This is a genomic window from Flaviramulus sp. (genome assembly GCF_982512915.1).
On the sequence record NZ_CEWOCJ010000006.1, the window covers coordinates 111185 to 122605 of the forward strand.

The following is an 11421-nucleotide window of genomic DNA, read 5'->3' on the forward strand; positions in this document are numbered from 1 at the left end:
ATGAATTTAAAAGTGAAATTACGAAATTAATTTTACAACATCCTTAGCGAAATAACTAGCAATGATATCTGCTCCAGCACGTTTAATGGCTGTAACTTGTTCCATCATTACGGCGTCATGTTCTAGCCAACCTTTTTCAGCGGCTGCTTTTAGCATGGCATATTCGCCAGATACTTGATAAACTGCAACAGGAACATCTACCGCATTTTTAATTTCTCGTACAATATCTAAATAGCATAAACCAGGTTTTACCATCACAATATCAGCACCTTCATCGATATCCATTTGAGTTTCTTTAATGGCTTCAAAACGGTTAGCATAATCCATTTGATATGTTTTTTTGTCTTTGGGAATATCAATTAAATTTACAGGAGCAGAATCTAACGCATTACGAAAAGGCCCATAAAATGCCGATGCATATTTAGCAGAATAGCTCATAATGCCGGTGTTGATAAAGCCTTCATGTTCTAAAGCCTCGCGAATGGTTAGAATACGACCATCCATCATATCACTAGGCGCTACAAAATTGGCGCCAGCTTGAGCATGAGAAATACTCATTTCTGCTAAAATATCTGAAGTAATATCATTTGCTATTTGTCCGTTTTCAATGATGCCATCGTGTCCATAAGAAGAATAGGGATCTAATGCCACATCAGTCATAACTAGCATATCTGGGCAAGCGTTTTTTACCGTTTTAATAGCGCGTTGCATGAGTCCGTTTGGGTTTAAAGCTTCTTTTCCTTTATTGTCTTTTAGGTTATTTGGTACTTTTACGAAAAGTAACACCGATTTTAAACCTAGTTTCCAAAGTTCTTTAACCTCTCCTTCTAATAAATCTAAGCTATAACGAAAGTAGTTAGGCATAGATGTAATTTCATCTTTTATACCTTTGCCTTCAACAACAAAAAGAGGGACTAAAAAATCATTTGGTGTTATGATAGTCTCACGAACCAAAGAGCGAATAGCTTCATTAGTTCTCAATCTTCTATTTCTTCTTAGTGGGTACATACTGATATATTTTTGTTTATATGCTTATTTACTTAATCCCAGATATTTCCAATTACTATCTTCTTTTATAAATGCTGATTTTTCATGAATTATCTCTACGTTTCCGCCCTCATAAAAATAAGCATTAAATGTTACAGTGCCTTCGGAATCGTTTAGAGTTCCTTTGGTAGTTTTTAGTATTTCTAATTTTATCCATTGCACAGATTTTGCCCATGAAACAATAGATTTTTTCTCTTTTAACGAGCGTGTTTTCGTATGATGGCTAGCCATTAAATAATCGCCATTAGCTACTACAAAAGCACTATACCTAGAACGCATGAGTTGTTCAGCTGTTTTAGCTTCAGCTAAATTTTTATGTACTTTTTCGCAACAATTGATAAAGGTTTTTAAACTTCCGCAGTAACAATTCATATTATTATTTTAAACCCAATCAACAGGATTTTTTAATACTTCGATTAGTTTTTCTTCTTCACTTCCTTCTTCGGGATGGTGGTCGTAAACCCACTGTACATGTGGTGGTAAACTCATTAAAATACTTTCTATACGACCATTTGTTTTTAAACCAAAAAGGGTGCCTTTATCGTGTACTAAATTAAATTCTACGTAGCGACCACGTCGGATTTCTTGCCAGTTTTGTTGTTCGTTTGTGTAGTCTAACTCTTTACGTTTTTCAACAATAGGCACATAAGCCTCTAGGAAGCTATTTCCAACCTCGGTAACAAAGTTGAACCATCTATCAATGGTCATGGTTTCTGAAGCTTTACAATAATCAAAAAATAAACCGCCAACACCTCTGCCTTCATTTCTGTGGGTGTTATAAAAATACTCATCACAACGTTTTTTATAAGTTGGATAGAACTCTTTATTGTGCTTATCGCAAGCCGTTTTACAAGTTTGATGAAAATGCTTTGCATCTTCTTCAAAAAGGTAATAAGGCGTTAAATCTTGTCCACCACCAAACCAACTATCTATAATATTTCCGTTTTCATCGTACATTTCAAAATAGCGCCAATTAGCATGTACTGTAGGGACCATAGGGTTTTTAGGGTGAATTACTAAGCTTAAACCACAAGCAAAAAAATCGACATCACCAACCTTAAAATAAGCTTGCATCGATTTTGGTAATTTACCATGTACACCAGAAATATTAACACCTCCTTTTTCAAAAATATTCCCATTTTCTATCACTCGCGTTCTGCCTCCACCACCTTCTGGTCGTTCCCAAAGATCTTCTTTAAATTTTGCTTTACCATCTACAACTTCTAGTTTTGAAGTAATGGCGTCTTGTAATTCGTGTATATATTTAAAAAATTTATCTTTCATTTTATTTTATTTCATGATACAATTCATATAACTCCATATCTAAAGGCTTTTCTCCTGGTGGCGTATGTTCATTTTTAAGTGTTTTAATCCAATTGAAATTACAGTTTTCAGCAACTTTTACACTATGGATATTACTTTGGTGAACGATTATTTGAAGAGTTTTTAAATTGAGATTTTTGAAAACATAATCCGATAAAACTTTTACGGCGTTTGTGGTAATGCCTTTACCCTCAAAAGGGTAACTGATACAATAAGCCAATTCACCTTCCTTTTTTGTCCAATCTAACTTTTTTAAATAAATTAATCCAATGAGTTGATTCGTTTTTTGCTCTTTTATGATGAATAAAAATTCTTCTTTAAGATTGAACTCTTTTATCTTTTTTTGAGCAAAAATTTTAGCTAGTTCGGGTGTTAGGTTTTCTTTTAAAGTTAAAGGAAAAAAACGTTTTAATCCGATTTCATTAGCATTAACAAAGTCGCAAATACTCCAAGCGTCTTCAATTTTAATAGGTTCTATTTTGTACGAATTAAAGTTAAGTTGCATGAGGTGAGTTTTTTTCTAATTGAAGCGCATCAACAGTTTTTAGTGTTGCAGCGGTTACTGAAAGTGGTAATACCAAAATAACACCAAAAACGGGGATAAACAAAAAGAGGATAAAAATAATACCGTTTCCAACAGCTAATCCGCGATGTTTTTTAACAAACAATACACTCTCTTTGTATTTAAAATGGCGCTCTAAAGTATAATCCATATTACCAAAACCTGCATAGTATGCTTGCAATAAAAATAGTAATATGGTTGAAAAAATATTGATAACAGGAATTAATTTTAATAATAAAATAGGAAGTGTTAAAAGGAGCTCCATCAATAAATTTCTGCCATTCACTTTTAAACCGCGCCAAAGTTGTTCTAAAAAAGTAGTGTCTCTTATTGAATTTGCAGGAATACCCGTTAAATGTGCTTCAATTTTTTCTGAAACGGGACTCATAAATGGTGCCGATAGAGCCATTATGATATGTTTGTAAAGAATAAGACCAATTACGATAATGATTAAACCTGAGATAATTTGAAATGTTGTTTTTAACAAGGAATAATTATTCCAACTAGGAAAAATACTTGTTATATAATTTACAATATTATCTGAAAATGCATAGGCTGAAGCAAAAACAGAAACTGCTGTTAACAAACTAATTATCATTGGAATTACAAAATACTTCCAGAGTTTTAGTTTTGATATTAAACTAAAGGCTCCAAAATATGCTTTAATTCCTGAAATGATATTTTTAATCATATAGTTGCTTTTGCGTTAGGAATTGAGGCATTTGTTGAAACTCTCCCGATTTTTATCGGGAAGCAACTGCCGAAAGCCCAACCTTTTTTTTGTAACTATAAGTAGATTTTTAAAACTCAATGTTACACAAAAAAACAGGTAACGTCCACAATATTTTAATTCCCGTATTCTTTAACAGCATCAATAAACGCTTTGGCATGGTTTAAAGGTATGTTTGGTAAAATACCATGACCAAGGTTGACGATGTATTTATCTTTCCCAAAGTCGTTTATCATTTGGAGAACCATTTTTTTTATTTCTGCAGGAGTCGATAACAACCTTGATGGATCAAAATTACCTTGTAGAGTAATATTGCCTCCAGTTAAGTATCTTGCGTTTCTGGCAGAACAAGTCCAGTCTACACCTAAAGCCGAAGCGCCAGATTTTGCCATCTCGCCAAGAGCAAACCAACAACCTTTACCAAATGCAATTACAGGAGCATCATCTTTTAATGCATTGATTATTTGTTGTATGTATTGCCATGAAAATTCTTGATAATCTACAGGCGATAACATACCTCCCCAAGAATCGAAAACTTGAACGGCATTAACGCCTGCTTTTACTTTTTCTTTTAAGTAAGCAATGGTCGTATCTGTTATTTTTTGAAGTAATTGATGAGCAGCAATAGGGTTAGTAAAACAAAATTCTTTGGCCTTATCAAAGTTTTTACTACCTTGACCTTGAACACAGTAGCATAAAATTGTCCAAGGGGATCCTGCAAATCCTATTAAAGGAATTTCATCGTTAAGTTTTTCTTTGGTAACCTTTATAGCTTCGTAAACGTAATTTAAAGCTTCTTTTACATCCGGTACAATAACATTGTCAACGTCTTTTTGAGAGCGAATAGGGTTTGGTAAATAGGGGCCAAAATTTGGTTTCATTTGCACCTCAATATTCATAGCTTGAGGGATAACCAAAATATCACTGAATAATATGGCAGCATCCATACCGTATCGACGGATAGGTTGTATTGTAATTTCACTGGCTAATTCTGGTGTTTGGCAACGCGTAAAGAAATCGTATTTTTCCTTTATTGCCATGAATTCTGGTAAATAACGTCCTGCTTGGCGCATCATCCAAACTGGAGGACGATTAACAGTTTCTCCTTTTAATGCTCTTAAAAATAAATCGTTTTTAATCATTTCTTTGATTATTAGTTACTTGTTAATGGTTTTTAGTTCTATTAACCAATAGCCATTAACAAGTAACCATTATACATAATATTCGTTCACCAATTCAATCACACTTTCTACCGTAGGTACTTTTGCAATTCTTACATCATTAAAGTGTTTTCTAGCTTCGTTAGCTGTTGTTTCCCCAATACAAAAAGCAATAATTTCACCTTTATTTTTTTCAACAAAACTTTCAACAGTTGATGGACTGTAAAACATAACCACTTCTACAGATTCATCAATTTTAAAGCCATCAAATTTTGTTTGGTAGGCTTCAACTTCATTTACTTTTATATTATTCTCAGATAGAATAGTAGGTAAAGCATCTAGTCTGATATCACTGCAAAAGTAAGTAACCTCAGTACCTTCAAGGTATTCAACTAAATATTTAGCTAGTGCTTCAGCATTTTTTTCAAAATGTTTGACCTTCCCAATACGATCTTCTACCAGACGTTTGGTTCTTCTTCCTACACAGTAAATATTTTTGAACTGTAATTCGATTGCTGAATAGTTAGTAATTAACGATTCAACCGCATTTTTACTCGTAATCACTACATTTTGAATTTCGTTTTTTAAGAAACGCGGATGAATACGATTCAAACTTATTTTGATAAAATCACTACTCTCAGGAGCTACTTTTTCATTAAATAATAAACGTTGATCTTCAGTGAAGGATTTTGTTGAAAACACATTCGTTTTCCTGTAACTGTGCTTGATAGCATCCATTAAACGTTTTCCGCCACGCTCAATTATAAAATCAGCACAAAACTGTGCCATATCATGATGTTCTCCTAGTTTTTTAACACGTGTAACATCAATTCTTTTAGAACCATCGGTGCTTAATAAAACCCCTTTAAAATTAATTTCTTCATTTTTGATGTATGCTAATGCGCCAATTGGTGCTGTACAACCACCTTCTAACTTATTTAGAAATTCACGTTCAATAGTGGTGCAGATTTCGGTTTCTTCATGGTTTAATTCAGCACAAGCAGTTCTAACAAAATTATCTTCTTCTAAAGCCGTAATCATGATGGCGCCTTGTGCTGGCGCAGGAATCATCCAATCCAAATTAACTGCTTCTTCTGGTCTTATTCCTATTCTACCAATACCAGCAGCAGCTAAAATAGCACCGTTCCAGTTTTCATTATCTTCTAGTTTTTGTAAACGAGAATTCATATTGCCTCTTAAATCTACAATGGTGTGCGTAGGGAACCTATTTAACCACTGTGCACGACGGCGTAAACTCCCTGTTGCAATAGTGGCATTTTTTGAGCTTAAAAACTCTTCGTTATTTTTAAAAACTAAAGTGTCATTTACATTTCCACGCTTTAAAACTGCAGCCTGTACAATTCCTTTTGGTAAAACAGTTGGAACATCTTTTAAAGAGTGAACTGCTATATCAATATCGTTATTTAACATAGCAATATCAAGAGTACGTGTAAAAATGCCTGTAATTCCTAATTCGTATAGCGGTTTTTCTAAAACTAAATCACCAGTAGATTTTACTGGAACTAATGTGGTTTTATGACCTAAATTTTCGAGTTGACTTTGTACTATTTTGGCTTGCCACAGTGCTAATTCACTATCGCGTGTACCAATTCTTATGACTTTAGACATTTTTTGGTGAAGGTTCTAATTGGAACACTTTTTTAATAAGTTCTAGACTTTCGTCTGTAGAAAAGCTATCATCTTTTAAATGATGTGCGAAATGGTTTGTAATTTTTTGTATGATATTATTTGTAATTAATTCGGCTTGTGCTTCATTAAAATCACTCATTTTTTTACGTTGAGTTTCTAATTCTGCTATTGCAAAATCATTTAATTTATGTTTTAGAGCTTTAATAGTTGGCGCAAATTTTCTGGTTTCGAGCCAGCTATTAAACTCTGTTTTAACTTCTTCAATAATAGCCTCAGCAAGCGGAATATGTTTTTTTCTAGATTCTAAAGTTTGATCCGTTATTTTAGATAAATCATCTAGATGAACTAAGGTTACTTTCTCTAAATTCTCAACATTTTCATTCACGTTTTTAGGAATAGATAAATCTAAGATTAGTAAGTTTTTTTTAGTTTGAATGAGATGCTTATCTATGGTTGGTTGTTGTGCACCAGTAGCTACAATTAAGATATCCGATTTACTGATTTCTTCTTGTAAATTAGAATAATCTTTAACCACTAAATTAAATTTTCCAGCAATTTGTTCTGCTTTATCTTTGGTTCTATTAATTAAAGTGATATGTTTATTTTTGGTATGTTTTACTAGGTTTTCGCAAGTGTTTCTTCCAATTTTTCCTGTGCCAAATAGCAAAATATTTTTGTTTGAAATATCTTCAACAGTGTTGAAAATATATTGCACAGAAGCAAAGGAAACAGAGGTAACTCCGGAAGAAATTTCAGTTTCATTTTTTATGCGTTTACTTGCCTGAATAACGGCATTAATTAAACGTTCGGTGAAATGATTAAGTAAATTGTGTTTTTTTGAAATTCGAGCACTTGTTTTTAACTGACTAATAATTTCAAAATCACCTAGAATTTGACTGTCTAATCCAGAACCCACTCTAAACATATGTGCTATGGCATCGTTGTTTTTATATATGTATGCTACTTTTTGAAATTCTTCAACAGTACCGTGCGTATTATTACAAAGTAAATGAATAAGTTGAAAAGGGTGTTGTGCAAAACCGTATATTTCGGTTCTATTACAAGTTGATGTAACAATTAAGCTTTCAATATTATTTTCTTTAGCTTGGTTAAGTAAAGCTAGTTTAGATGATTCATCCAAACTAAAGCGCCCGCGTATGTCTGCATCGGCTTTTTTGTAACTTAAACCAATGGCATAAAAGTAGCTACTTCTTGAAATATTATACTTTTCCATACTTACACTCGAAAATATGAGGCAAAAATATAGGGATGCTTTCTAAAAAAATAACGCTCAAAGAACTTTTAGTATCGTTTCAAGTTTTTTAAACTCTTTTTGATAAAATAAATAATAAAAGTCATATTTTTGCAGTAAAATCAATAGTTTAGATCATTTCTATTTAGAATCAATCTAAATAAAAGCAAAATGAATAACGTGGAAAGTTCTCGAAAAAATGTCGCTGAAAGTTCGTTTAAAGAAACAAGAGTAGATGATGGTTTTTTAGTCTTAACTTATAAGAATGACCAAAGTGAATCACAACGTGTTGTTAAAGAAATAGATAGCGATTTTATTCAATTTCATTTTTGTGTTAAAGGGTGCTGTAAATTTATTTTTAATGAAGGTAGGTACTCTTTAAATGTTTTAGAAGAGAATTCTTTATTGCTTTACAATCCGCAACGCGATTTACCAATAAATCTTGAGGTAGATCCAAATTCTTGGATAGTTTCTGTTTTAATTTCCATAAAAAAGTTTCATGGATTATTTTCGCAAGAAGCAGGTTATATAACCTTTTTAAGCGATGATAATAAAGATAAAAAATATTATAAAGATGGTGTTATATCTCCATCTATGGCTATTGTTATAAATCAAGTAATAAACTTTAACCTTAACCAATCTATTAAAAACTTGTATTTTAAGGGTAAAGCTTACGAACTTTTAAGTTTATATTTTAATAGAAGTGAAGATGCTAATATTGAGCAATGTCCTTTTTTAATTGATGAAACGAATGTTATTAAAATTAGAAAAGCAAAAGATATTATAATCTCACGTATGGCTGAACCACCAAGTTTACAAGAATTAGCTGATGAAATAGGTTTAACATTAAAAAAACTGAAAGAAGGCTTTAAACAAATTTATGGAGATTCTGTTTTTAGTTTTTTGTTTGATTATAAGATGGAAGTAGCCAGAAAATTACTAGAATCTGGAGAAGATAATGTTAATGAAGTTGGTTTAAAAGTTGGATACAGTACTGCTAGTCATTTTATTGCAGCATTTAAAAAGAAATACGGCACCACACCCAAAAAATATGTTACGTCATTAAATTAAATAAAAATAAAAACGATGAAATATTTAACTCCAGAAATTGAAGCCTTATCAAAAAATTTTGTAACAAAATCTTTAGTGCGTTCGAATGTTTCGTGTGGGATTTTTCAAGATTGTGATTATAATGAAGACCGACCAAAATTATATCATCAACAAAAATCAGAAAATAATAAAGAGTAGTTTTTAAATAAAAAAAAATAAAAATTGAAAAATGAAAAAAGGAATTTTACTTGTTAACCTAGGTTCTCCCGATAGCCCAGAACCTAAAGATGTAAAAAAGTATTTAGGTGAGTTTTTAATGGATGAACGTGTGATTGATGTACCACTTTGGGCAAGAAACTTACTTGTTAAAGGTATTATTTTAAATACACGACCAAAAACTTCCGCAAAAGCGTATAAAAAAATCTGGTGGGATGAAGGCTCACCACTTATTGTAATTTCTGAAAGACTTCAACATAAATTACAAAAACAAGTAGATTGTCCAATTGCTTTAGCGATGCGTTATGGAAGCATGACTATTAAAAAAGGGCTTCAAGAATTGGTTGATAAAGGCGTTGATGAGGTTTTATTATTTCCGTTATATCCGCAGTTTGCTATGGCAACTACAGAAACGATTACAGTTTTAGCTGAAGAAATTCGAGTACTTCATTTTCCAAATTTAAAAATAGAATCAGTTCCTGCGTTCTATAATAAACCAGACTATATAAAAGTACTTTCCAATTCTATAAAAAAATATTTAGAAGGTAAAAATTACGAGCATTTACTATTTTCTTATCACGGTGTTCCGGAACGACATATTCGTAAAAGCGATATCACAAAATCACACTGTAAACCAAGTGATAAAATAGATTGTGTTTGTTGTAAAACTCCAAGTGAGGCACACGAGTTTTGCTATAAACATCAATGCAAGGAAGTAACTCGTTTAGTGGCTGAAAAACTTCAATTTGAGGAAGGAACTTATTCAACCTCGTTTCAATCACGTTTAGGATTCGATCCATGGTTGCAACCTTACACAGATAGAACTATTGAACGTTTAGGAAAACAAGGCGTTAAAACCATGGCTATTGTAACACCCGCATTTGTGAGTGATTGTTTAGAAACTTTGGAAGAAATTGCTATGGAAGGTGAAGAAATTTTTCATGAGGTAGGTGGTAAAGAGTTTACAACCATACCATGTTTAAATGATGATGACGAGTGGGTAGCATTACTATCAAAATGGATAAAGGAATGGGTAACCGTTGAACCGTCTTTTGTTTAATGGCTAAAGTTCCATCACAAGGTTTAGGAACCGAACCTATAAGTACACTTCTTATAAAACAAGCAGTTCCAGCCTCCATAGGGATTTTAGTAATGTCGCTAAATATACTGGTTGATACTATTTTTGTTGGCCAATGGATTGGCTCTATAGCCATTGCAGCCATTAATGTGGTATTACCGGTATCGTTTTTTATTGCAGCATTAGGTATGGCTATTGGTGTTGGAGGATCTTCTATAATTTCTCGAGCTTTGGGTGCTGAAAATAACACAAAAGCACTTAAAACTTTTGGTAATCAAATTACGTTAACATTTTTATTCACTATTACGTTTGCCGTTTTTGGTCTTTATTTTGTTGACACTTTAATTCCCGCTTTTGGTGGTAAAGGCACTATTTTTGAACCTGCAAAAACCTATTACGAAATCATATTATACGGCGTTCCTGTTTTAGGATTTGTGATGATGGGAAATAATGTTATTCGGGCAGAAGGAAACCCTAAATTTGCTATGTATGCGATGCTTATTCCATCTATTGGGAATTTAGTATTCGATTACCTTTTTATCAATGTATTAAACATAGGAATGGCTGGCGCTGCTTGGGCAACTACGGGTTCTTATGTGGTTTCTTTTCTATTCATTTTTTGGTATTTTTTATCTAAAAATTCTGAAATGAAAATCAATTGGTCTCATTTAGGATTGGATAAAAATATCGTCTTAGAAATAAGCGCTTTAGGCTCGGTTACTTTAGTAAGACAAGCTGTAATTAGTGTTACATTTTTGTTAGTTAATAACGCTTTATTCAATTTTGGTGGAGAAACATCTGTAACTGCATATGCCATTGTTGGTAGAATGAGCATGTTTGCCTTGTTTCCTGTTTTTGGTATTACTCAAGGCTTTATACCTATTGCAGGATATAATTATGGTGCAAACCAAAATCAACGTGTTAAAGAAGTAATTTTTACAGCAATAAAGTATGCAACTATTTTGGCTACATTAGTTTTTATTAGTTTAATGCTTTTCCCCGAAATGATAACCAAATGGTTTACTACAGATGAAGCAGTAATTAGCGTAACGCCTAATAATATGCGTTGGGCATTTGCAGCAGTACCAGTTTTAGCTTTACAACTTATTGGTGCAGCTTATTTTCAAGCTATAGGTAAAGCATTACCAGCGTTATTATTAACATTAACAAGGCAAGCCATATTCTTTATTCCACTCATGTATATTTTGCCTATTTTTTTTGGAGAATTAGGTATTTGGATATCGTTCCCAATTTCAGATGTTTTATCAACCATACTTACAGCATTCTTTTTACATCGTGAAGTAAAGTTAAAATTAAATCAAACTTCAGAATAATAATTTTTTATCCTTATTT

At 32.4% G+C, this 11421-nt stretch carries 12 protein-coding genes; 4 read left to right on the forward strand and 8 right to left on the reverse strand.

Features of this window, described 5'->3' with window-relative positions; all coding sequences use genetic code 11:
- Positions 1 to 18: 18 nt before the first annotated feature.
- From hemB to hemA, 8 genes are all read right to left on the reverse strand, one after another.
- The gene (gene hemB / locus AC1XJX_RS06165; protein WP_482003095.1) at positions 19 to 1008 is read right to left on the reverse strand and encodes a porphobilinogen synthase; all 990 of its coding nucleotides are present in this window, start codon (positions 1006 to 1008) and stop codon (positions 19 to 21) included.
- A 24-nt stretch (positions 1009 to 1032) separates the two neighbouring features.
- A complete protein-coding gene (locus AC1XJX_RS06170) occupies positions 1033 to 1419 on the reverse strand; it encodes a YchJ family protein (RefSeq protein ID WP_482003096.1) in 387 nt (128 codons plus the stop codon).
- 9 nt (positions 1420 to 1428) lie between these two features.
- The gene (gene hemF / locus AC1XJX_RS06175) at positions 1429 to 2331 is read right to left on the reverse strand and encodes an oxygen-dependent coproporphyrinogen oxidase (RefSeq protein ID WP_482003097.1); all 903 of its coding nucleotides are present in this window, start codon (positions 2329 to 2331) and stop codon (positions 1429 to 1431) included.
- Position 2332: 1 nt separating this feature from the next.
- On the reverse strand, positions 2333 to 2875 hold the full coding sequence (locus tag AC1XJX_RS06180; RefSeq protein WP_482003098.1) for a GNAT family N-acetyltransferase: 543 nt from the start codon (positions 2873 to 2875) through the stop codon (positions 2333 to 2335).
- Positions 2865 to 3623 (reverse strand): EI24 domain-containing protein, encoded by a 759-nt coding sequence (locus AC1XJX_RS06185; protein ID WP_482003099.1) that lies wholly within the window; start codon positions 3621 to 3623, stop codon positions 2865 to 2867. Before AC1XJX_RS06185 ends, AC1XJX_RS06180 begins: the two co-directional genes overlap by 11 nt.
- A gap of 155 nt (positions 3624 to 3778) precedes the next feature.
- Complete coding sequence (gene hemE, locus AC1XJX_RS06190) at positions 3779 to 4804, reverse strand: uroporphyrinogen decarboxylase (protein WP_482003100.1); 1026 nt, start codon at positions 4802 to 4804, stop codon at positions 3779 to 3781.
- Between the two features lie 69 nt (positions 4805 to 4873).
- A complete protein-coding gene (hemC, locus tag AC1XJX_RS06195; protein ID WP_482003101.1) occupies positions 4874 to 6451 on the reverse strand; it encodes a hydroxymethylbilane synthase in 1578 nt (525 codons plus the stop codon).
- Complete coding sequence (hemA, locus tag AC1XJX_RS06200; RefSeq protein ID WP_482003102.1) at positions 6444 to 7706, reverse strand: glutamyl-tRNA reductase; 1263 nt, start codon at positions 7704 to 7706, stop codon at positions 6444 to 6446. Before hemA ends, hemC begins: the two co-directional genes overlap by 8 nt.
- Before the next feature lie 189 nt (positions 7707 to 7895).
- On the opposite strand from hemA, the gene AC1XJX_RS06205 reads away from it, so the two are divergent.
- Genes AC1XJX_RS06205 through AC1XJX_RS06220 form a run of 4 tightly spaced genes read left to right on the forward strand, consistent with a single transcriptional unit; the run spans position 7896 to position 11402 of the window.
- Entirely contained in the window at positions 7896 to 8795 is a 900-nt protein-coding gene (locus tag AC1XJX_RS06205; RefSeq protein WP_482003103.1) for a helix-turn-helix domain-containing protein, read from the forward strand.
- Positions 8796 to 8810: 15 nt separating this feature from the next.
- Positions 8811 to 8972 carry a hypothetical protein gene (locus AC1XJX_RS06210; RefSeq protein ID WP_482003104.1) on the forward strand — a complete coding sequence of 54 codons (162 nt, stop codon included), beginning with the start codon at positions 8811 to 8813 and terminating at the stop codon, positions 8970 to 8972.
- Positions 8973 to 9003: 31 nt separating this feature from the next.
- Positions 9004 to 10050: a ferrochelatase gene (hemH, locus tag AC1XJX_RS06215; protein ID WP_482003105.1), complete on the forward strand. Its 1047-nt coding sequence runs from the start codon at positions 9004 to 9006 to the stop codon at positions 10048 to 10050.
- On the forward strand, positions 10050 to 11402 hold the full coding sequence (locus AC1XJX_RS06220) for an MATE family efflux transporter (RefSeq protein ID WP_482003106.1): 1353 nt from the start codon (positions 10050 to 10052) through the stop codon (positions 11400 to 11402). The genes hemH and AC1XJX_RS06220 overlap by 1 nt, the downstream gene beginning before the upstream one ends.
- Positions 11403 to 11421: the final 19 nt, after the last annotated feature.

Excerpts from the sequence above, each read along its gene's own strand:
- hemC (WP_482003101.1), bottom strand. The coding sequence starts at position 6,451 with ATGTCTAAAGTCATAAGAATTGGTACACGCGATAGTGAATTAGCACTG.
- AC1XJX_RS06170 (WP_482003096.1), bottom strand. The coding sequence starts at position 1,419 with ATGAATTGTTACTGCGGAAGTTTAAAAACCTTTATCAATTGTTGCGAA.
- hemE (WP_482003100.1), bottom strand. The coding sequence starts at position 4,804 with ATGATTAAAAACGATTTATTTTTAAGAGCATTAAAAGGAGAAACTGTT.
- hemF (WP_482003097.1), bottom strand. The coding sequence starts at position 2,331 with ATGAAAGATAAATTTTTTAAATATATACACGAATTACAAGACGCCATT.
- AC1XJX_RS06185 (WP_482003099.1), bottom strand. The coding sequence starts at position 3,623 with ATGATTAAAAATATCATTTCAGGAATTAAAGCATATTTTGGAGCCTTT.
- hemB (WP_482003095.1), bottom strand. The coding sequence starts at position 1,008 with ATGTACCCACTAAGAAGAAATAGAAGATTGAGAACTAATGAAGCTATT.
- AC1XJX_RS06205 (WP_482003103.1), top strand. The coding sequence starts at position 7,896 with ATGAATAACGTGGAAAGTTCTCGAAAAAATGTCGCTGAAAGTTCGTTT.
- AC1XJX_RS06180 (WP_482003098.1), bottom strand. The coding sequence starts at position 2,875 with ATGCAACTTAACTTTAATTCGTACAAAATAGAACCTATTAAAATTGAA.
- hemA (WP_482003102.1), bottom strand. The coding sequence starts at position 7,706 with ATGGAAAAGTATAATATTTCAAGAAGTAGCTACTTTTATGCCATTGGT.
- AC1XJX_RS06210 (WP_482003104.1), top strand. The coding sequence starts at position 8,811 with ATGAAATATTTAACTCCAGAAATTGAAGCCTTATCAAAAAATTTTGTA.
- AC1XJX_RS06220 (WP_482003106.1), top strand. The coding sequence starts at position 10,050 with ATGGCTAAAGTTCCATCACAAGGTTTAGGAACCGAACCTATAAGTACA.
- hemH (WP_482003105.1), top strand. The coding sequence starts at position 9,004 with ATGAAAAAAGGAATTTTACTTGTTAACCTAGGTTCTCCCGATAGCCCA.